The sequence below is a fragment of the Streptomyces fulvoviolaceus genome (genome assembly GCF_000718165.1).
In the GTDB taxonomy this organism is placed as follows: domain Bacteria; phylum Actinomycetota; class Actinomycetes; order Streptomycetales; family Streptomycetaceae; genus Streptomyces; species Streptomyces fulvoviolaceus.
This window is the reverse complement of record NZ_JOEY01000005.1, coordinates 1-19,884: the sequence shown is the minus strand read 5'-3', so window position 1 is coordinate 19,884 and position 19,884 is coordinate 1. Positions and strand designations below refer to the sequence as shown.

Annotated in this window: 19 protein-coding genes; 9 read left to right on the top strand and 10 right to left on the bottom strand. The window is 71.0% G+C overall.

The window, feature by feature from the left end; genetic code table 11:
- The 4 genes from IG08_RS0106340 to IG08_RS0106325 all read right to left on the bottom strand — a co-directional run bounded on the left by IG08_RS0106340 (position 1) and on the right by IG08_RS0106325 (position 4,608).
- Positions 1-1,170, bottom strand: a complete 1,170-nt coding sequence (locus tag IG08_RS0106340; protein ID WP_030597272.1) for a membrane protein — start codon at positions 1,168-1,170, stop codon at positions 1-3.
- 149 nt (positions 1,171-1,319) lie between these two features.
- Positions 1,320-2,951, bottom strand: coding sequence for a phospho-sugar mutase (locus tag IG08_RS0106335; RefSeq protein WP_030597269.1), 1,632 nt, complete (start codon positions 2,949-2,951; stop codon positions 1,320-1,322).
- Positions 2,952-3,214: 263 nt separating this feature from the next.
- On the bottom strand, positions 3,215-4,051 hold the full coding sequence (locus tag IG08_RS0106330) for a purine-nucleoside phosphorylase (protein WP_030597267.1): 837 nt from the start codon (positions 4,049-4,051) through the stop codon (positions 3,215-3,217).
- Between the two features lie 119 nt (positions 4,052-4,170).
- Positions 4,171-4,608 (bottom strand): gamma-glutamylcyclotransferase family protein, encoded by a 438-nt coding sequence (locus IG08_RS0106325; protein ID WP_030597265.1) that lies wholly within the window; start codon positions 4,606-4,608, stop codon positions 4,171-4,173.
- An 85-nt stretch (positions 4,609-4,693) separates the two neighbouring features.
- On the opposite strand from IG08_RS0106325, the gene IG08_RS0106320 reads away from it, so the two are divergent.
- From IG08_RS0106320 to IG08_RS0106305, 4 genes are all read left to right on the top strand, one after another.
- Positions 4,694-6,154, top strand: a complete 1,461-nt coding sequence (locus IG08_RS0106320) for an NAD(P)H-quinone dehydrogenase (protein WP_261723388.1) — start codon at positions 4,694-4,696, stop codon at positions 6,152-6,154.
- 166 nt (positions 6,155-6,320) lie between these two features.
- On the top strand, positions 6,321-7,286 hold the full coding sequence (locus IG08_RS0106315) for a DeoR/GlpR family DNA-binding transcription regulator (protein ID WP_078655467.1): 966 nt from the start codon (positions 6,321-6,323) through the stop codon (positions 7,284-7,286).
- A 749-nt stretch (positions 7,287-8,035) separates the two neighbouring features.
- Positions 8,036-8,368, top strand: a complete 333-nt coding sequence (locus IG08_RS56385; protein WP_234342818.1) for a LuxR C-terminal-related transcriptional regulator — start codon at positions 8,036-8,038, stop codon at positions 8,366-8,368.
- A gap of 121 nt (positions 8,369-8,489) precedes the next feature.
- Positions 8,490-9,191 carry a hypothetical protein gene (locus IG08_RS0106305; RefSeq protein WP_030597258.1) on the top strand — a complete coding sequence of 234 codons (702 nt, stop codon included), beginning with the start codon at positions 8,490-8,492 and terminating at the stop codon, positions 9,189-9,191.
- Positions 9,192-9,292: 101 nt separating this feature from the next.
- On the opposite strand, the gene IG08_RS0106300 is transcribed toward IG08_RS0106305, so the two are convergent.
- Entirely contained in the window at positions 9,293-11,065 is a 1,773-nt protein-coding gene (locus IG08_RS0106300) for an acetyl/propionyl/methylcrotonyl-CoA carboxylase subunit alpha (protein WP_030597256.1), read from the bottom strand.
- A 383-nt stretch (positions 11,066-11,448) separates the two neighbouring features.
- Here IG08_RS0106300 and IG08_RS0106295 point away from each other — a divergent pair, with 383 nt between their 5' ends.
- Positions 11,449-11,934 carry a hypothetical protein gene (locus IG08_RS0106295; RefSeq protein WP_030597253.1) on the top strand — a complete coding sequence of 162 codons (486 nt, stop codon included), beginning with the start codon at positions 11,449-11,451 and terminating at the stop codon, positions 11,932-11,934.
- On the opposite strand, the gene IG08_RS0106290 is transcribed toward IG08_RS0106295, so the two are convergent.
- Entirely contained in the window at positions 11,903-12,523 is a 621-nt protein-coding gene (locus tag IG08_RS0106290) for a Maf family protein (protein WP_030597252.1), read from the bottom strand. The two genes, IG08_RS0106295 and IG08_RS0106290, sit on opposite strands and share 32 nt — an antisense overlap.
- Before the next feature lie 31 nt (positions 12,524-12,554).
- Positions 12,555-12,683: a morphogenic membrane protein MmpB gene (gene mmpB / locus IG08_RS62410; RefSeq protein ID WP_261723344.1), complete on the bottom strand. Its 129-nt coding sequence runs from the start codon at positions 12,681-12,683 to the stop codon at positions 12,555-12,557.
- A gap of 107 nt (positions 12,684-12,790) precedes the next feature.
- Between mmpB and IG08_RS0106280 the strand changes: the two genes are divergently transcribed.
- The gene (locus IG08_RS0106280; protein WP_030597249.1) at positions 12,791-13,903 is read left to right on the top strand and encodes an SGNH/GDSL hydrolase family protein; all 1,113 of its coding nucleotides are present in this window, start codon (positions 12,791-12,793) and stop codon (positions 13,901-13,903) included.
- On the opposite strand, the gene IG08_RS0106275 is transcribed toward IG08_RS0106280, so the two are convergent.
- Both IG08_RS0106275 and IG08_RS0106270 read right to left on the bottom strand, forming a co-directional pair.
- The gene (locus IG08_RS0106275) at positions 13,900-14,109 is read right to left on the bottom strand and encodes an acyl-CoA carboxylase epsilon subunit (RefSeq protein ID WP_030597248.1); all 210 of its coding nucleotides are present in this window, start codon (positions 14,107-14,109) and stop codon (positions 13,900-13,902) included. The genes IG08_RS0106280 and IG08_RS0106275 overlap by 4 nt on opposite strands.
- A gap of 8 nt (positions 14,110-14,117) precedes the next feature.
- Positions 14,118-15,710 (bottom strand): acyl-CoA carboxylase subunit beta, encoded by a 1,593-nt coding sequence (locus IG08_RS0106270; protein ID WP_030597246.1) that lies wholly within the window; start codon positions 15,708-15,710, stop codon positions 14,118-14,120.
- Positions 15,711-15,820: 110 nt separating this feature from the next.
- Between IG08_RS0106270 and IG08_RS0106265 the strand changes: the two genes are divergently transcribed.
- Together IG08_RS0106265 and IG08_RS0106260 are read left to right on the top strand one after the other, a co-directional pair.
- On the top strand, positions 15,821-16,684 hold the full coding sequence (locus IG08_RS0106265; protein WP_030597244.1) for a biotin--[acetyl-CoA-carboxylase] ligase: 864 nt from the start codon (positions 15,821-15,823) through the stop codon (positions 16,682-16,684).
- A 188-nt stretch (positions 16,685-16,872) separates the two neighbouring features.
- A complete protein-coding gene (locus IG08_RS0106260; RefSeq protein ID WP_030597241.1) occupies positions 16,873-18,036 on the top strand; it encodes an adenylate/guanylate cyclase domain-containing protein in 1,164 nt (387 codons plus the stop codon).
- 9 nt (positions 18,037-18,045) lie between these two features.
- On the opposite strand, the gene IG08_RS53940 is transcribed toward IG08_RS0106260, so the two are convergent.
- Entirely contained in the window at positions 18,046-18,669 is a 624-nt protein-coding gene (locus IG08_RS53940; protein ID WP_234342817.1) for a hypothetical protein, read from the bottom strand.
- Between the two features lie 231 nt (positions 18,670-18,900).
- Here IG08_RS53940 and IG08_RS0106250 point away from each other — a divergent pair, with 231 nt between their 5' ends.
- A complete protein-coding gene (locus IG08_RS0106250; RefSeq protein ID WP_030597236.1) occupies positions 18,901-19,710 on the top strand; it encodes an enoyl-CoA hydratase/isomerase family protein in 810 nt (269 codons plus the stop codon).
- The last annotated feature ends 174 nt before the right edge of the window (positions 19,711-19,884 follow it).

Sequence of the window (19,884 nt, the reverse complement as noted above, 5' to 3'; positions counted from 1 at the left end):
TCACGGCGCGCCCGGCCACACCAGGGCCATGTGCGCGCCCCAGTACGCCGAGCTCGCCACCGCTGCCGTGAGGACGAGGACGCGGTGGCGGCGGGCGGCGCGGGAGAGGCGCAGGGCCAGGGGAAGCAGGAGCGGGAAGGCCGGGAGCAGGTACCGGGCGCGGGGGAAGTAGACGCCGCCGCTGCTCAGGACGATGACCAGCAGTACGCCGGTGAAGACCAGCAGGGCGAGGGGCTGGCGGTCCCGCACCGACAGCGCGAACAGTGCCACCGAGGCGATCAGCACGAGCGTCACCATCACCAGGAACAGATGAGGTGTCGAGTCCCTCGCCAACAGGTGGCGCATCTCCCGCAGGGTCCGCATGCCGCCGTCCATCTCGTTGCTCCACAACCGTTGTTCGGCGAAGTAGCCGTCCCAGCGGCCCACTCGCAGGCCCACCCAGGCGAGGTACGCGCACCAGCCGAGCGGGGCGAGGACGGCGGCCGCGAGCGCTCGTGCGGAGAAGCCGCGGCGCAGGGAGAGCAACGCCGTCACGGTGACCGCGGCCGCCACCGCGATGCCGGTCGGGCGGGTCAGGCCCGCGAGCACGGCCAGCGATCCTGCCCAGAGCCAGCGGCGGGTGAGCACGGCGTACAGCGCCCAGGCCGCGCACGCCGTGAACAGGGACTCGGTGTAACCCATCCACTGCACCAGGCCGACCGGGAGCGCGGCCCAGAGGGTGGTGAGGAGGATGCCGACACGGGGGCCGTACAGGCGGTCGCCGACGGCGAAGATGCCCCGGGCCGCGATGAGCGAGGCGATGACCGCGATGCACAGGCCGGTGGTGGCGCGGGTGCCGGGGGTGACTACCGCGACCGCCTTGACCAGGACCGGGTAGAGCGGGAAGAACGCCAGGTTGCTTCCGGCGGTGCCGAGTTCTTGTGCGTAACCGTGGTCGGCGATGCCCAGGTACCAGTCCGAGTCCCACTGTGTCGCCAGGATCGGCCACACGCCGTGGTGTTGGCGGTGCGCCCAGAGGGTGAGGAACAGGAGGCCCGTGGTGCGTACGGCGACGTAGGCGAGGAGGGCTTGCACGGGGGCGGGGACGCGGGGGCGCGCGGAGCCTGTGCCGGATTCGCTCGGGGCTGTGGTCGCTTCGTTCGGTGTCGGCCGGAATGCGGTCGAGGACACGGTGACGGCTCCAGGGCTGGCTCGGTGGTGCGGTGTCCGTCCACCGTTGCCCGGGGGGTGCGGTGGGGCGGGGAGCCTGGGTCAGCCGTCGTGTGCAAATCACCCGATGGGGTGCCCCTCTCTCGTACGGAGGGGCACCCCGTCGGGCCTTAGAGGCCTGCTGCCGCCGACAGGTCTCGCTTGATCGACTCCAGCAGGTCGGTCGCGGTGGTGCGGGCCGTCGGCAGGTCCGCGTGCGTGGGCACCGGGACGACGACCTCCAGGTAGCACTTGAGCTTCGGCTCCGTGCCGCTGGGGCGGACGATGACGCGGGCGCCGTCCAGGGTGTAGCGCAGGCCGTCCGTGGGCGGGAGCTTGTCCGTGCCCTGGGTCAGGTCCTCGGCGCGGGTGATGGGCAGGCCGGCGAGCTCGGTCGGGGGGTGCTCGCGGAGCCGCTGCATCGCGTTCGCGATGATCGACAGGTCCTCGACGCGGGCGGAGAGCTGGTCCGTGGCGTGCAGGCCGTACTCGACCGCGATGTCGTCGAGGAGGTCGAGGAGGGTGCGATTGTCTTGTTTGAGCTCGGAGGCCAGTTCCGTGATGAGGAGGGCCGCCGTGATGCCGTCCTTGTCGCGTACGCCCTCGGGGTCCACGCAGTAGCCGAGGGCCTCCTCGTAGCCGTAGCGGAGGCCGTCCACCCGGGCGATCCACTTGAAGCCGGTGAGGGTCTCCTCGTAGGGGAGGTTCGCCTTCTCGGCGATACGGCCGAGGAGGGAGGAGGAGACGATCGACTCGGCGAAGGTTCCCTGGGCGCCGCGGCGGACGAGGTGCACGGCGAGGAGCGCCCCCACTTCGTCGCCCCTCAGCATGCGCCAGTCGTTGCCGGTCTTCACCGCCACCGCGCAGCGGTCCGCGTCCGGGTCGTTGGCGATGATCAGGTCGGGGTTCGTCTCGCTCGCCTTCGCGAAGGCGAGGTCCATCGCGCCGGGCTCTTCCGGGTTGGGGAAGGCGACGGTGGGGAAGTCCGGGTCGGGGTCGGCCTGTTCGGTGACGAGGACGGGCTGCGGGAAGCCGGCTCGGGCGAAGGCCGCGAGGAGGGTTTCCTTGCCGACTCCGTGCATGGCCGTGTAGACGGTGCGGGCGGTGCGGGGGGAGTTCGCCGCCAGTACGGCGTCCGTGCGGGCCAGGTACGCGTCGAGGACGCTGTCGTCGAGGGTTTCCCAGCCGGTGGTGGGGCGGGGGACGTCGTTGAGGCTGCGGATCGCGTCGATCTCCGCTGCGATCTCCGCGTCGGCGGGCGGGACGATCTGGGAGCCGTCGCCGAGGTAGACCTTGTAGCCGTTGTCGCGGGGCGGGTTGTGACTGGCGGTGACCTCTACGCCGGCCACCGCGCCGAGGTGCCTTATGGCGTAGGCGAGGACGGGGGTGGGGAGGGGGCGGGGGAGGACCGCTGCCTTGAGGCCGGCGCCGGTCATCACGGCCGCGGTGTCGCGGGCGAAGTCGGCGGACTTGTGGCGGGCGTCGTAGCCGATGACGACGAGGCCGTCCGTCTGGCCCTTCTTCTTGAGGTACGCGGCGAGACCGGCCGCGGCGCGGATGACGACGCTGCGGTTCATCCGCATGGGGCCGGCGCCGAGCTCGCCCCGCAGGCCCGCCGTGCCGAACTGGAGGGTGCCGCTGAAGCGGGCGGCGAGTTCGGTGACGTCTCCGGCCTCGATGAGCTTGGCGAGTTCGTCACGGGTGTCCGTGTCGGGGTCCTCGGCCAGCCATGTCTTGGCTCGTGCGATGAGATCGTCGTGCACGTCGGGTCAACCTCTCGTGTGGTGTGTGAGGAGGTGGGTGGGGGTTCGCGCCGGGCTTTTCTCGCCCCCGCCGCCCCTACCCGTCCCGTCCCTGGGGGCTGCCGCCCCCAGACCCCCGCTTCGGCCCTGAAAGGGCCTCGTCCTCAAACGCCGGACGGGCTGAAACAACTCAGCCTCTCCGGCGTTTGAGGAGCGGGGTCTGGGGCGGAGCCCCAGAAGGACGGGACGGGTAGGGGCGGCGGGGGCGAAAAACTCCGCTTCGGCTACAGCCGGTCCAGCACCTGCGCCAGCAGCGAGCCCATGCGCGTCGCGCTGTCCCGGCCCGCCTGGAGGACCTCCTCGTGGTTCAACGGCTCGCCCGTCATGCCCGCCGCCAGGTTCGTCACCAGGGAGATACCCAGAACCTCGGCACCCGCCTCACGCGCAGCAATCGCTTCCAGGACCGTCGACATGCCCACCAGGTCCGCCCCGATGACGCGGGCCATGCGGATCTCGGCCGGAGTCTCGTAGTGCGGGCCGGGGAACTGGGCGTAGACACCCTCCTCCAGCGTCGCGTCGATCTCCTTGCACAGGGCGCGCAGACGCGGGGAGTAGAGGTCGGTGAGGTCGACGAAGTTCGCGCCGATGATCGGAGACGCGGCGGTCAGGTTGATGTGGTCGCTGATCAGGACCGGCTGGCCGGGGCGCATGCCCTCGCGGAGACCGCCACAGCCGTTCGTCAACACCATCGTCTTGCAGCCGGCGGCGACGGCGGTGCGGACGCCGTGTGCGACGGCGGCGACACCGCGACCCTCGTAGTAGTGCGTACGGCCGAGGAAGACCAGGGCCCGCTTGTTGCCGATCTTGTACGAGCGGATCTTGCCGCCGTGTCCCTCCACCGCCGGCGGCGGGAAACCGGGCAGCTCGGTGACCTCGAACTCGGCGTCGGGAGCGCCGAGGGCGTCCACGGCCGGCGCCCAGCCGGAGCCCATCACGAGGGCGACGTCGTGGGTCTCGGCGCCGGTCAGTTCGCGCAGGCGCGCGGCGGCGGCGTCGGCGGCGACCCGTGGCTCATTGGGGGTGGCGCCCTGGATGTCGTCCGGAAGAAGAGATGCGTTCACGCGGATGAGCGTAGCCGGTCAGGGCCTACGCGCGTAGATGACAGAGCCCACGGGATGGGGATCGTTGTCTTGTCGTTTCCAACCAAGAGCGGGGCGGACGGGGCCTCAGGGGTGCTCGTTCAGCACGGGCGCTTGCGCAGTTCCATCACATAGTCGTGCGGGGCGCCCGCCGACTCCGCCGCGTCCGCGATCTCGCCCAGGTAGCGGGCCGAGGGCAGGCCGCCCTCGTAGCCGTTCAGGACGTACACCCACGCCTGCTCCTCGCCCTCCATCGTGTGGACGCGCACCCGCATCCGGCGGTAGATCTCCAGGCCCACGCCCTCCCAGCGGTCCATCGACTCCTCGTCGAGCGGGGCGAGATCGTAGAGCGCCACGAAGACCTGGGAACCGGGCTCCTCCACCAGGGTCGCCAGTGCGCCCTCCCAGCCCAGGTGCTCGCCGCCGAAGGTCAGCCGCCATCCGTTCAGCCAGCCGGTGGCACGCATCGGCGAGTACGGAGCGCGGCGGGTCATGAGCCGCGCGTCGAGGTTGCCGGCGTAGGCGGCGTAGAGCGACATGCGTCCGAGGGTACGGCAGCCGAATCGGCCGTCCCTCCTGTAACAGTGCTATCTCGGGGCGGCCCCCAGGCGCTAGCACCTCGTCCTGTGCGGGACAATGGAGTACGTGACTCGGATCGTGATCATCGGTGGCGGACCCGGCGGATACGAGGCGGCCCTGGTGGCCGCCCAACTCGGCGCGGAGGTGACCGTCGTCGACTGCGACGGTCTGGGCGGAGCATCGGTCCTGACCGACTGCGTGCCGTCGAAGACCCTTATCGCTACGGCCGAGGTGATGACCACCTTCGATTCGTCGTACGAAGAGCTGGGGATCATCGTCGCCGATGACACTCCACCTATGGAGCAGGCCGCCAGGGTGGTGGGAGTCGATCTCGGCAAGGTCAATCGTCGTGTGAAGCGGCTGGCGCTCGCCCAGTCCCACGACATCACCGCCTCCGTCACGCGTGCCGGTGCCCGTGTGCTGCGGGGGCGTGGGCGCCTCGAGGGCATGCAGGCCCTCGACGGCTCGCGGAAGGTCGTCGTGCGGGCCGTCGACGGGAGTGAGGAGACTCTCGTCGCGGATGCCGTGCTCATCGCCACCGGTGGGCATCCCCGTGAGCTGCCCGACGCCCAGCCCGACGGTGAGCGGATCCTCAACTGGACCCAGGTCTACGACCTCACCGAGCTCCCCGAGGAGCTCATCGTGGTGGGTTCCGGTGTCACCGGCGCCGAGTTCGCCGGCGCCTACCAGGCCCTCGGCTCCAAGGTCACCCTCGTGTCCTCGCGCGACCGCGTCCTGCCCGGCGAGGACCCGGACGCCGCGGCCGTCCTGGAGGACGTCTTCCGGCGCCGCGGCATGAACGTCATGGCCCGCTCCCGCGCCCAGTCCGCCAAGCGCGTGGGCGACAAGGTCGAGGTCACCCTCGCCGACGGCCGGGTCATCACCGGCAGCCACTGCCTCATGGCCGTCGGTGCCATCCCGAACTCCGAGGGCATGGGCCTGGAGGAGGCCGGCGTCAAGCTGCGCGAGTCCGGCCACATCTGGACCGACAAGGTCTCCAGGACCTCCGCTCCGGGCGTGTACGCCGCCGGTGACGTGACCGGCGTCTTCGCCCTCGCGTCCGTGGCCGCCATGCAGGGGCGTATCGCCATGTACCACTTCCTGGGCGACGCCGTGGCTCCGCTGAACCTCAAGACGGTCTCCTCCAACGTCTTCACCGATCCCGAGATCGCCACCGTCGGCTACACGCAGGCGGATGTGGATGCCGGGAAGATCGACGCCCGGGTGGTGAAGCTGCCGCTGCTGCGCAACCCGCGCGCCAAGATGCAGGGCATCCGGGACGGTTTCGTCAAGATCTTCTGCCGGCCCGGCACCGGGATCGTCGTCGGCGGTGTGGTCGTGTCGCCTCGCGCCTCGGAACTCATCCACCCCATGTCGATCGCCGTCGACAACAATCTGACGGTCGAACAGATCGCGAACGCGTTCACCGTTTACCCCTCCCTTTCGGGGTCGATCGCCGAGGTGGCACGGCAGTTGCACACGCGTAAGGAGACCGGCGAGGTCTGACGGCCGAAAGCGATTCCCCGCTGGTCACGGGGAGTTGTCGAGCATTCGTGCGGCATAGTCGGCGGGCGTAGGCCCTATACCACTTCCCGTCCTCCTGTGCGAACAACTTCTGCTATTCGGCGCAAACAGCTGAAAGCAGACGGTCGTTGGCGTTACTGTCAGTTTCGTGTTCGCTGCAGAACGTCGCCAATTGATCCTCGAAATGGTGCGAGCTAACGGGGCCGTGTCGCTCCGTGAGCTCGCCCGCGTCGTCCAGACCTCCGAAGTGACCGTACGGCGGGACGTGCGCGCACTGGAGGCAGAAGGACTCCTCGACCGCCGGCACGGCGGTGCGGTATTGCCGGGCGGGTTCACGCGGGAGTCCGGCTTTCCGCAGAAATCGCATCTCGCGACCGCCGAGAAGACGGCCATCGCCGATCTCGCCGCCAGCTTCGTCGAAGAGGGCGAGGCCATCGTGGTCGGGGCGGGAACCACCACGCAGGAGCTGGCTCGCCGGCTCGCGCGGGTGCCCGGGCTGACCGTCGTCACCAACTCACTGCTGGTGGCTCAGGCGTTGGCCCATGCCAACCGGGTGGAAGTCGTGATGACCGGCGGCACCCTGCGCGGTTCCAACTACGCCCTGGTCGGCTCCGGTGCCGAGCAGTCCCTCCAGGGGCTGCGGGTCTCCCGGGCCTTCCTCTCCGGGAGCGGGCTGACCGCCGAGCGCGGACTCTCCACGTCCAACATGCTGTCGGCCTCCGTCGACCGGGCGCTGGTCCAGGCCGCCGCCGAGGTCGTGGTCCTCGCCGACCACACCAAGCTCGGCACGGACACCATGTTCCAGACCGTGCCGACGGATCTCATCACCCGCCTGGTGACCGATGAACCGCCCGGTCACGACGACCGCGCGGCCACCGAGCTCCAGGCCCTCGCCGACCAGGGGGTGCAGATCGCCGTGGCCGGGGCGTCGGGAAACGCGGTGGGGGGTGATCAGGTCCCGGCGCGGCAGCAACAGCGCCGGGACGTCCCTGTCCCGGGACCCCGGCGTGGGCAGGTCCCGGGTGCGGGACCGGGGTTGCGGGCGGCCACCGTCCTCGGTGAGCCGGCCCAGGGCTCCGAACGGGCCCGGGTGGCGGACCTCCGGCGTCGCTGAAACCTCCGGCGCCGCTTGAGGATTCGACCCCGCACCGTAAAGCCTCCGAGGGTACGTAAGGAGGCTTCACGGGACCGCCGTAAGCCGTACCTTCTTCTCAAGGGATGGCAGAAGCATCCCAACGGGGCCTTCTCGGGCGAGAGCAGCGCCGGGAGAGAGCGATGGAGATCAGCGGTGCGGATGCGCGTCGTGTGCTGGAGCTGACCCGCGCCCTGAAGGACGCCGCCCGGCCGGAGGAGCTGTGGGGGCGGACCCTAACCGAGCTGCTGGAGCTGGTCATGACCTGGACGTCATCCGAAATCGAACCCGTGCGCGGATCGTCCTCAACTCCGATGAATCTGCCGCCTGTTGGCATGGGTGTGGAGTGTGGCGGCGATAGTGTCACGTTGTCCGACAACCAAGTTGGCGGACCTACCGCCGGGCGGGCGGAAAGTAACGCCTGTGGAGGCCCACGTAAGACCAACTCCCCCCGGGGAGCGGCGAGGGCCCGTGAAGCAGGAACCCAGGGTGGTGCCGGATACCGGCGCGGACCGAAATCGCCCGCGTTCGGGCAGGCGAGGGCGTCAAAACCTGGACTTCCGGCCTCAGGTATCACGGAAGCCCCGCCCCCGCCGCACCCGTGCGGTGGGGGCGAATGCCTGCATGGCGTCGCCCTGGACCTGATCGGCGGCCACACTCTGGGCGTCGCGACCCTCGACGACACCGGCCGCCCCCGCCCCCTCAACGCCGTCGCCGCCGACCTCCTGGCCGTGCTGCGCGACGACCCCCGGCTCGCCGAAGCCGTCTCCTTCATCGCACGCCACATCGAGGTCCGGTACGTCCCGGCCGTCCCCGCCCTGCTCCTGCTCCGCGACCTCTCCCGCGCCCGCGCCGTCGCCCGCCTCTTCGGCATCACCGAGCAGGAGCACCGCACGCTCGTCCACCTCCACAACGGCCGTACGGCGACGGAGACGGCCCGGCGCATGAGGCTCTCGCCGACCACCGTGCGGGGCTACATCGCCTCCCTGCACCGGAAGTTGGAGGCCGGACACACGGCGGCGCTGCTGCGCCGGGGGCGCGATCTCGGACTGCTCACGGACTGACCCAAACCGCGCTATGTCGCGACACGTCAGAATTGACGGATGGTCCTCGGCCCGGCCCCTCGCTTCACTGGCAGAAGGCGCAAGCGGCTCCGCCGCGGGGCCGGCGCCGAGGGGGACTCTCATGACCACCACTCCGTCACGCGCGCCGACGGCCGACAGTGCGGCGACCGCCGGGACCGGCACCGCCCGCCTCCTCGCCGCCATCGCGGCCGCGCTCGCGCCGGTGCTGTTCGCCGCGGCGAGCCTCGTGCTCCCGTACGACACGAGCGACTCCAGCAAGGAGATCGCCCGGACCATCGCCGCGCACCAGGGAGCCACCGAACTGTCCGCGTGGTTCTGGATGGTGGGCACGCTGCTTCTCGTCCCGGGACTCGTCGCCGTGGGCCTCCTGGCCACGGCACGCTCACCCAAACTGGGCCTGTGGGGTTCGGTCCTCTTCGGTACCGGCCTGATCGCGGTCAGCATGACCCCGTCGCTCGACACCGTGGCACTCGGCGCGTTCGACAAGGGCGTGAGCCAGGACGTCATGGTGAAGGTGGCGGACGGCACGCAGGGGCTGGCCGTGGTGAACGCACCGCTCTTCTACTTCATCGCCGCCCACGTCGTCGGCGCGATCCTGCTCGGTGTCGCCCTGCTGAGGGGCCGGGTGATCCCGGCCTGGGCCGCCTGGCTGCTGATCCTGTCCATGCCGCTCAACGTGCTCGCGTACATCAGCGGTGTGGCGCCCCTGGTCGCCCTGTCCTTCCTGATGCCGGCCATCGCCTTCGGCTACGCGGGCCTGGCCTTCACCCGCCACGGCACCGGGTGGGTGAGGGCCGAGTAGCCCCGAGAAGACCGCCGTCACGGGGGACGGGGAAAACGAAGCGCCCGGCGGACCAACTGCTCTGGTCCGCCGGGCGCTTCGGGATGTCGTAAGAGCTGCGATCAGTCCTTGATCTCGCAGATCGCCGCACCCGAGGTGATCGAGGCGCCGACCTCCGCGGACAGGCCCTTGACGGTGCCGGCCCGGTGCGCGTTGAGCGGCTGTTCCATCTTCATCGCCTCGAGGACGACGATGAGGTCGCCCTCCTTGACCTCCTGGCCCTCCTCGACGGCGACCTTGACGATGGTGCCCTGCATCGGGGAGGCGAGGGTGTCGCCGGAGGCGGCCGGGCCGGACTTCTTGGCCGCCCGGCGCTTGGGCTTGGCGCCCGCCGCGAGGCCCGTGCGGGCCAGGGTCATGCCGAGCGAGGACGGGAGGGAGACCTCCAGGCGCTTGCCGCCGACCTCGACGACGATCGTCTCGCGGTCCGCGTCGTCCTCCGCCTCGGTGTCCGCGGGGGCGGCGAAGGCGGGGATCTCGTTGACGAACTCGGTCTCGATCCAGCGGGTGTGGACCGTGAAGGGGTCCTGGCTGCCGGTGAGTTCGGGGGCGAACGCCGGGTCGGTGACGACCGCGCGGTGGAACGGGATGGCCGTGGCCATGCCCTCCACCTGGAACTCCTCCAGGGCGCGGGCCGCGCGCTGCAGGGCCTGCTCGCGGGTCGCGCCGGTGACGATCAGCTTGGCCAGCAGGGAGTCCCAGGCCGGACCGATGACCGAGCCGGACTCGACGCCGGCGTCCAGGCGGACACCGGGACCGGACGGCGGGGCGAACGTGGTGACCGTGCCGGGGGCCGGCAGGAAGCCGCGGCCCGGGTCCTCGCCGTTGATGCGGAACTCGAAGGAGTGGCCGCGCAGTTCGGGGTCGCCGTAACCGAGTTCCTCGCCGTCGGCGATGCGGAACATCTCGCGGACCAGGTCGATGCCGGCGACCTCCTCGGTCACCGGGTGCTCCACCTGCAGACGGGTGTTGACCTCCAGGAAGGAGATCGTGCCGTCCATGCCGACCAGGAACTCCACCGTGCCGGCGCCGACGTAGCCGGCCTCCTTCAGGATGGCCTTCGAGGACGCGTACAGCTCGGCCACCTGCGCGTCCGACAGGAAGGGCGCGGGCGCCTCCTCGACCAGCTTCTGGTGGCGGCGCTGCAGGGAGCAGTCACGCGTCGACACGACGACCACGTTGCCGTGGCTGTCGGCCAGGCACTGCGTCTCCACGTGCCGAGGCTTGTCCAGGTAGCGCTCGACGAAGCACTCGCCGCGCCCGAAGGCGGCGACGGCCTCGCGGACCGCGGAGTCGTAGAGCTCGGGCACCTCTTCGAGGGTGCGGGCGACCTTCAGGCCGCGGCCGCCACCGCCGAAGGCGGCCTTGATCGCGATCGGCAGGCCGTGCTGCTCGGCGAAGGCGACGACCTCGTCGGCACCGGACACCGGGTCGGGCGTGCCGGCCACCAGCGGGGCACCGGCGCGCTGGGCGATGTGCCGGGCGGCGACCTTGTCACCGAGGTCGCGGATGGCCTGCGGGGGCGGGCCGATCCAGATCAGGCCCGCGTCCAGGACGGCCTGGGCGAAGTCGGCGTTCTCCGAGAGGAAGCCGTAGCCGGGGTGGATGGCGTCGGCGCCGGACTCCCGCGCCGCGTTCAACACCTTCTCGATGTCGAGATAGCTGGTCGCCGGGGTCTCACCGCCCAGGGCGAACGCCTCATCCGCGGCGCGGACATGCAGAGCGTCCCGGTCCGGGTCGGCGTATACGGCCACGCTCGCGATCCCGGCGTCCCGGCAGGCCCGGGCAACGCGGACAGCGATTTCGCCACGGTTGGCGATGAGCACCTTGCGCACGATTGAGGCTCCCTCCTTGAAACAAGCCGAGTTTAGGGACTGCCGACACGGCGCATCGACCCATCCCCAGTGGTGAGCTTGCCCACACGGAGCGTGATGCGAGGCCTGCTCCACCCGCGAAATCCCTTGTCGCACCTCGGTACGCAGGACTCCTCCGAGAAACCCTAGCCCTCCTCTGTGGTCAAGGTCTCTGTGAGAGCGTGCTGCGGACCACTCCGTTTCTTTGTGGAGTCCCTACGAATGGCCCAACGATTCTTTGCCCCCCGTAGAACCCTTGTCCCGCGGTTTACCCGTTAGTAGCGTTCAGGATGTCTCGAACGTACTTGGGGTAACTGCAGTCCTGCTCGGACGGCACTCGAAAGCTCGGAAGTGGGTGGGGACCGGTGGTGCGCAGACCGGTGGCGTGGGTTGTGGCGGTCGTACTCTTCGTCGAGGCGCTCGGCGTCGCCGCGCTCAACTGGTTCCTGGGGATCGTCGTCGACCGCCAGGACATGTCCCTCGCCGGCCTCGACCCGGACATGATGTCCACGTCGTCGAAGGCCGGCGGCATCGTCTTCGGCCTCTACTTCGCCCTGTGCGGCCTGGTCGCGCTCCTGGTGGCCCTGCGGAACCGCCGCCCGGCCGGCTTCGGCCGCATCCTGCTGATCAGCGTCGCCGTGGTGCACGGCCTGCTGGGCGCGTTCGCGTGGGGGCTGCTGGGCTGGCCCGAGTTCCTGTTCATGGTGGTCGTACTGGCGCTGATCGTGCTGCTGCTGATGACGTACGACGGTCAGGAGGCGCCCGCCGCCGCGGAGCCCGAGGACACCGCTCCGCAGGGCGGCGACGGCGGCTCCCCGCTCACGTCTCCGCCGGCGCCCACAACTCCGTGATGCCGACGCCCAGTTCGGCCAGCAGTCGCCGCACCAGGGGCAGGCTGATGCCGATCACGTTGCCGTGGTCGCCGTCGATGCCCTCGATGAACGGGGCCGAGCGGCCGTCCAGGGTGAACGCCCCGGCGACATAGAGGGGTTCGCCGGAGGCGACGTACGCGGCGATCTCCTCGTCGGTGGGCTCGCCGAAGCGGACGACGGTGGAGGCGACGCCGGAGACATACCGGTTGGTGGCGGTGTCGTAGATGCAGTGGCCGGTCTGGAGTGTCCCGGCCCGGCCGCGCATGGCCTTCCAGCGGGCGGTGGCCTCCTCGGCGTCCGCGGGCTTGCCGAGCGCCTCGCCGTCCAGGTCGAGCACCGAGTCGCAGCCGATCACCAGTGCGCCCTTGACCCGGGGCTTCGCGGCCACCACGGAGGCCTTCGCCTCGGCGAGGGCGAGCGCCAGCTCGGCGGGCGTGGGGGCGGAGACGGCGTCCTCGTCGACGCCGCTCACGAGCACCTCGGGGGCGAGTCCGGCCTGCCGCAGCAGGTTGAGCCGGGCGGGGGACTGCGAGGCGAGGACGAGTCGGCGGCGCGGCTGATCAGTCATGCGGCCAGGGTATCGGCGCTTCCGGCGGCTCTCATTTCACACCGAGCACGATCATCGCCAGCAGCATGGCCAACGCCATGAGAACGCCCAGTCTCCGCAACATGTTCTGCATGTCGCGCAGTTCCTTGGGCGGCTCGTTCTCGGGGTCGGACCACAGCATTCCTCCAGCGTGCGGGCGTGCCCTCGCGCGGCGCCTGAGTACGCGTACTCAACTTCTCTAAATGGTACCGTGGTTCCATTAGTGGTCGATGATGAGGAGTACGTGCCGTGTTCACCACCGCTTGGACCGCCTCACCTCAGCTCCCCGGCGAAGGCTTCACCCCCAACTGGTCCCGGCAGGGCTTCTGGCGCCAGTCCGTCCGCCAGGTCGTGCGGTTGTCGGCGGGCGGTGGGCGGGTGCGGGTGCGGCTCTCGAACGCGTACGGCGGCTCGGCGGTCCGGGTCGCGGGCGCGAGCGTGGGCCGTACGGCCGCGGGGGCCGCCGTGGAGCCGGGTTCCGTCCGGCGGCTCACCTTCCCGGGCGAGATCCCGGCACGTGGGCACCTGGTGAGCGACGCGGTCGAACTCGCCGTGGCGGCAGGGGAGTCGGTGACGGTCACGCTGTACTTCGAGGCGGTGACCGGACCCGCGACCTTCCACGCGCAGGCCTTCACGACCAGCTGTCGCGGGGAGGGGGACCTGTCGGAGGACGTGACGGGAGAGGGCTTCGACGCGGCGACCGAGTCCTGGTACTTCCTCGCCGCCGTCGAGACGGACTCCGGCCGCGCGGACGGGATCGCGTTGTTCGGCGACTCCGTCACCGACGGGTTCGGGTCCACGGTGGGGGCCGATCGCCGGTGGTCGGACGCGCTCGCCGTCCGCACCGGGCGGCCTGTGCTCAATGCGGGCATCGGCGGGAATCTGCTGCTCAACGACTCCGCGTGGTACGGCGAGAAGGGCGTCCACCGTCTCGGGCGGGACGTCCTCGACCACCCGGGCGTGGACACCCTTGTCGTGCTCCTCGGGCTCAACGACATCGGCTTCAGCGAGACCGACGAGCAACCGACGTACAAGCCGGCGCCGGTGGTGGAGGCGGACGAAATCGTCGCCGGGTACCGGGAGTTGATACGGCAGGCAAGGGGGCTGAGGGTCGTGGGGGCGACGTTGCTGCCCTTCGGGGGCTCGGACCACTGGGGTGAGCACGCGGCCAAGGTGAGCCACGAGGTCAACGAGTGGATCCGGTGCGCGGGGGAGTACGACGCCGTGGTGGACCTGCACCGGGTGCTGGCCGATCCGGAGGACCCGGACCGGCTGCACCCGTCGTACGACTTCGGCGATCACCTGCACCCGAACGATCTCGGATACCAGGTGATGGCCGAAGCGCTGTCACTCGCCCTCTAACCCGGCCAGTAACTGCGCGTCCAGGCCGTCGGCCCCGGTTGGGGCAGGCGGTGTGCGGCGATGCGGGACGGGTCCGACCACCCGTCCTGCGGCTTCGGGGCGCCGGGCGGCGCGGCGGATGCCGCCGCGGCGCGGGCTCGGACCACCGCGAGGGCGGCGGCGAGCTCCTCCGGGGTGGGGTTGCCCCGTACGACCTTGATCGTCATGGCGGCTCCTAGAGGGGGATGTTGCCGTGCTTCTTCGGGGGCAGGGACTCGCGCTTGGTGCGGAGCTGGCGCAGGCCGCGGACGACGTGCCGACGGGTCTCCGACGGCATGATCACGGAGTCGATGTAGCCGCGCTCGGCCGCGATGTAGGGGTTGAGGAGGGCGTCCTCGTACTCCTGGATGAGCCGGGCGCGGGTCGCTTCGAGGTCTCCGTTGGTCTCCGCCTCGGCGATCGTGCGGCGGTGCAGAATGTTGACCGCGCCCTGGGCGCCCATCACGGCGATCTGGGCGGTCGGCCAGGCCAGGTTGATGTCGGCGCCGAGGTGCTTGGAGCCCATGACGTCGTAGGCGCCGCCGAAGGCCTTGCGGGTGATGATCGTGATGAGGGGGACGGTGGCTTCCGCGTAGGCGTAGATCAGCTTGGCGCCGCGGCGGATGATGCCGTCGTGCTCCTGGTCGACACCCGGGAGGAAGCCCGGGACGTCCACGAAGGTGATCACCGGGATGTTGAAGGCGTCGCAGGTGCGGACGAAGCGCGCGGCCTTCTCGGACGCCGTGATGTCCAGGCAGCCCGCGAACTGCATCGGCTGGTTGGCGACTATGCCGACCGGGGCGCCCTCGACGCGGCCGAAGCCGGTGAGGATGTTCGGCGCGTACAGCGGCTGGGTCTCGAAGAACTCGGCGTCGTCCAGGATGTGTTCGATCACCGTGTGCATGTCGTACGGCTGGTTCGCGCTGTCCGGCACGATCGTGTCCAGCTCGCGGTCCTCGTCCGTGACGGCGAGGTCCGCCTCCTCCGGGAAGGCCGGGGCCTCGGAGAGGTTGTTGGACGGCAGGTACGACAGCAGCTGCTTGACGTACTCGACGGCGTCCTTCTCGTCGCCGGCCATGTGGTGCGCCACGCCGGACACCGAGTTGTGGGTCCGGGCGCCGCCCAGCTCCTCGAAGCCGACGTCCTCGCCGGTGACCGTCTTGATGACGTCCGGGCCGGTGATGAACATGTGCGAGGTCTGGTCGACCATCACCGTGAAGTCGGTGATCGCGGGGGAGTAGACCGCGCCGCCCGCGCACGGGCCGACGACGAGCGAGATCTGGGGGATGACGCCGCTCGCGTGGGTGTTGCGGCGGAAGATCTCGCCGTACGCCCCGAGGGAGGCCACACCCTCCTGGATCCGCGCACCACCCGAGTCGTTGATGCCGATGACCGGACAGCCGGTCTTCAGCGCGAAGTCCATGACCTTCACGATCTTCTGGCCGTAGACCTCGCCCAGGGCCCCGCCGAAGACCGTGAAGTCCTGGGAGAACACGGCGACCGGGCGGCCGTCGACCGTGCCGTAGCCGGTCACCACGCCATCTCCGTACGGGCGGTTGTTCTCCAGGCCGAAGTCCGTCGAGCGGTGCCGGGCGAACTCGTCGAACTCGACGAAGGAGCCCTCGTCGAGGAGGAGGTCGATGCGCTCACGCGCCGTCAACTTGCCCTTGGCGTGCTGCTTTTCGACGGCGCGTGCGGAGCCGGCGTGCGTCGCTTCGTCGATGCGACGCTGAAGGTCCGCGAGCTTGCCCGCGGTGGTGTGGATGTCGATCTCTTCCGGCTCGGACATCGGGATACGGCTCCCTGCCTGCTCAAAAGGGGGGACGGTTACTCATCCGTAGAGTAGTGGCGTGCCTACCTGTCGGCAGTGCGGCGTTTCACACACCTAGGGTGGCTTGCATGACGCCGCGAGATGTTTCAGGAGACAACAGTCGTTGGTCCGACCTCGACCGGCCGCCCCTCAACGCCGCCGCCCTACGCCGGGCGCTCGTGCGGGAGGGCGGGCTGTGGTCCGGGGTGGAGGTCGTGCAGAGCACCGGCTCCACCAACTCCGACCTGGTGGCCCTGGCGGGCGAGGGCAAGGCGACCGAGGGCGCGGTCCTCGTCGCCGAGGAGCAGAGCGCGGGACGCGGGCGGCTCGATCGGCAGTGGACCGCTCCGGCCCGCTCGGGGCTCTTCTTCTCCGTCCTGCTGACGCCGAGCGAGGTGCCGGTGGCGCGGTGGGGGTGGCTGCCGCTGCTCACCGGGGTTGCGGTGGCGACGGGGCTGTCGCGGGCGGCCGGAGTCGATACGGCACTCAAGTGGCCCAACGACCTGCTGGTGACCGTGGGCGGCGCGGAGCGCAAGACCGGCGGCATCCTCGCGGAGCGGGCGGGCGACGACGGGGTGGTCGTCGGCGTCGGCATCAACGTCACCCTCCGGGAGGACGAGCTGCCGGTCCCGCAGGCGGGGTCGCTGGCACTGGCCGGCGCGGTGAGCACGGACCGGGATCCCTTGCTGCGCGGGGTGCTCAGGTCCTTGGAGCAGTGGTACGAGAAGTGGCGGTCCGTCGAAGGTGACCCGGCGCGGAGCGGTCTGCAGGAGACGTATGCGGCGGGCTGCGCGACGCTGGGGAGGGTGGTGCGGGCTGAGCTGCCCGGAGAACGGTCGCTGGTAGGAGAGGCGGTGGCGATCGACGGCGACGGCAGGCTGGTGATCGCCACGGAGGACGGCGTGCAGGCCCCGGTGGGCGCGGGAGACATCGTCCACTTGCGACCGGCGTGAAGTGGACGCACCCAAGGGGCGCGGGGCCGCGACATCAGCGGCTCCGCCGCGGGGCGCGACAAGCTCCCACCGGTCCGCAGCCAACCGGCAACATCAGCCACCCCCTCTCGGGAGTGAGCTACGGCACAGCTGCCGTAGAGTAAAGGCCGGTCGATACCTGACCGCGGCAGATCGGAAGGGCAGCAGGCGTGACCGTCGACGACACGGGCTCCGGCACGGGCGCGGACGGCCGGGTTGACCCTCCCCCACTCTCGAATTCGCTCGAGCGGGGGGACCCCCAGGCCACCGACCCCGGCGACCACCCGCTCGCCGTGCGTCTCGAGCAGCTCATCCTCGGCGCCGAGCGGCGCTACACCCCCTTTCAGGCGGCCCGCACCGCCGGTGTCTCCATGGAGCTCGCCACCCGCTTCTGGCGGGCCATGGGCTTCGCCGACGTCGGCCAGGCCAAGGCGTTCACGGAGGCGGACGTCCTCGCGTTGCGCCGGCTCGCCGGTCTCGTCGAGGCGGGGCTGCTGAGCGAGGCGATGGCCGTGCAGGTGGCGCGGTCCACGGGGCAGACCACCGCCCGGCTGGCCGAGTGGCAGATCGACTCCTTCCTGGAGGGCCTGACCGAGCCGCCCGAGCCGGGAATGACCCGCACCGAGGTGACGTACCCGATCATCGAGCTGCTCCTGCCCGAGCTGGAGGAGTTCCTCGTCTACGTCTGGCGGCGCCAGCTCGCCGCCTCGGCCGGCCGGGTCGTGCAGGCCGCCGACGACGAGGAGATGGTCGACCGGCGGCTCTGCGTGGGCTTTGCCGACCTCGTCGGATTCACGCGGCTGACCCGTCGTATGGAGGAGGAGGAACTCGGCGAACTCGTCGAGGCCTTCGAGACCACGGCCGCCGACCTCGTCGCCGCGCGCGGCGGACGGCTGGTCAAGACGCTCGGCGACGAGGTGCTGTACAGCGCCGACGACGCGGGCGTCGCCGCGGAGATCGCGCTGCGGCTCATCGAGACGATGGCGAACGACGAGACGATGCCCGAGCTGCGGGTCGGTATCGCGTTCGGCACGGTGACCACTCGTATGGGCGATGTCTTCGGTACGACCGTGAACCTGGCCTCCCGGCTCACCTCCATAGCCCCCCGCGATGCCGTTCTCGTCGACAGCGCCTTCGCGGAGGAGCTGATCCGTACCGGCGAGGCGCCCGCCTCCGAGGCCGCGGCCGCCGAGGCCGCCGCCACCGCGGAGAAGGAGGGCGAGGAGCCGCCGACGTACCGCTTCGCGCTGCAGCCGATGTGGCAGCGGCCGGTGCGTGGGCTCGGCGTGGTCGAGCCGTGGCTGCTGACGCGGCGGGACGCGGCGGCCTCCTAGCTGTCGCCGTCAGCTGTTCTGGGCGAGTCCGTTCACGCAGAGGCCGATGATCGGCACGCACAGGTCCGGGTCGTTCGGGGCGGGCCGGCCGGGGTGGCTGGGCTGGGGTGCGGGTGGGGGCGTGGTCCGGCCCGCGGTGGGCGCGGGCTGGGGTGCGGTGCTCGTCGTCGGTGGGTGGGGCGTGGTGGTGGGGGCCGGGGTGTTCGGCGCTTCGGGGATCGTCGTGGCGACTGCCGTGGGTGTGGGTGGCGCGGCGGTCGCCGACGGGGTGGGGGCGAGGGAGACGCCCGCGGTCGGTGTCGCGGACGTACCGCCCATGACGGAGGTCGCCGAAGGGCTGACCTTGGGGATGGTGCCGACGGTCGCGGCGGCGTTGGTCGCCCGGTCCGTGGTGTCGGTGCCGGTCCCCGGGTTCTCGCGGTCCTCCGCCTCCGCGGTGCCGAGACCGCCGACGCCCGTGTCGGGTGTCAGTCGTACGAGGCTCAGGGCCCCGGCCGCCAGGGCCAGGCCGCCTGCGGCGAGCAGCACCTTGCGGGGGCGGGGCCTGCGGTGGCGGCCTCGCGGGCCGAAGAGACGGGGCCCGGCGGCGGTGGTGTCCCCGTCCGGCCTCGCCGCCGTCGGTGTCTCGGTCATCGTCAACGTCCTCACGACCCCTCCCCTGTGCGCCTGCGCCCCCTGCGCGCCGTGGCGGAGCGCACGTTATGCGCTGTCATGGGCGGTGCGGCAGGAGTTGGGCGGGATGTTCACCCGAACGGGGTGTCGGGCGGCGGGGCGGGAACCGGCCGTCGCGCTTCCCCCTGTGGGGCTCGGCTGCGATGATCGGGCCAGTGCTGTTTGTTAACCCGCGTTAACCGGGAGGGTGTCATGAGCGAGGAGCGGTTCGGGGAGTTCGTGCTGGTACGGCGACACGTGGACGGGGCTGACGGGCATGTCGCGGAGCTGGCCCTCGACCGGCCCAAGGCCATGAACGCGGTCTCGACGGAGATGGCCCGGTCGGTGGCCGCGGCGTGCTCCGCGCTGGGGGACGACAAGGGTGTGCGGGTGGTCGTGGTGACCTCGACGCATGAGCGGGCGTTCTGCGTCGGGGCGGATCTGAAGGAGCGGAACTCGTTCAGTGACGCCGATCTGGTGCGGCAGCGGCCGGTGGCGCGGGGGGCGTACACCGGGGTGCTGGAGCTGCCGGTGCCGACGATCGCGGCGGTGCACGGGTTCGCGCTGGGGGGTGGGTTCGAGCTTGCCCTGTCCTGCGACCTGATCGTGGCGGACCGTACGGCTGTGGTGGGGCTGCCGGAGGTGTCGGTGGGGGTGATTCCCGGGGGTGGCGGTACGCAGCTGCTGCCTCGGCGGGTGGGGGCCGCCCGGGCTGCCGAACTGATCTTCACCGCGCGGCGGGTGGAGGCTGAGGAGGCGCGGGAGCTGGGGCTGGTGGACCAGCTGGTGGAGGCGGGGCGGGACCGGGAGTCGGCGCTGGCGCTGGCGTCCCGGATCGCGGCGAATTCGCCTGTCGGGTTGCGGGCGGCGAAGCGGGCGTTGCGGTTGGGGCATGGGCTGGACCTGCGGGCCGGGCTGGAGGTCGAGGACGCGGCGTGGCGGTCGGTGGCGTTCTCCGGGGATCGGGCGGAGGGCGTGGCGGCGTTCAACGAGAAGCGGGCGCCGGCGTGGCCGGGGGAGTGACGGTGCGGATGCCTGCGGCGCCTGTGCGGGTGTGGTGGGGGTGGGTGTAGCGCGTTCGGTTGTGTGGTGGGTCGGGGCCGTGCCGGGGGGTGTCCGTCCTCGGTCGGGCGGTGCTGTTTGCTGGGTTTGTGCTCGGTGATGGACGCCCGCCGCTGCGGGCGGACACCCCCCGGC

Excerpts from the sequence above, each read along its gene's own strand:
- IG08_RS0106305 (WP_030597258.1), top strand. The coding sequence starts at position 8,490 with ATGACCACCACTCCGTCACGCGCGCCGACGGCCGACAGTGCGGCGACC.
- IG08_RS0106265 (WP_030597244.1), top strand. The coding sequence starts at position 15,821 with ATGACGCCGCGAGATGTTTCAGGAGACAACAGTCGTTGGTCCGACCTC.
- IG08_RS0106325 (WP_030597265.1), bottom strand. The coding sequence starts at position 4,608 with ATGTCGCTCTACGCCGCCTACGCCGGCAACCTCGACGCGCGGCTCATG.
- IG08_RS53940 (WP_234342817.1), bottom strand. The coding sequence starts at position 18,669 with ATGACCGAGACACCGACGGCGGCGAGGCCGGACGGGGACACCACCGCC.
- mmpB (WP_261723344.1), bottom strand. The coding sequence starts at position 12,683 with ATGCTGTGGTCCGACCCCGAGAACGAGCCGCCCAAGGAACTGCGCGAC.
- IG08_RS0106290 (WP_030597252.1), bottom strand. The coding sequence starts at position 12,523 with ATGACTGATCAGCCGCGCCGCCGACTCGTCCTCGCCTCGCAGTCCCCC.
- IG08_RS0106275 (WP_030597248.1), bottom strand. The coding sequence starts at position 14,109 with ATGACGATCAAGGTCGTACGGGGCAACCCCACCCCGGAGGAGCTCGCC.
- IG08_RS0106250 (WP_030597236.1), top strand. The coding sequence starts at position 18,901 with ATGAGCGAGGAGCGGTTCGGGGAGTTCGTGCTGGTACGGCGACACGTG.
- IG08_RS0106270 (WP_030597246.1), bottom strand. The coding sequence starts at position 15,710 with ATGTCCGAGCCGGAAGAGATCGACATCCACACCACCGCGGGCAAGCTC.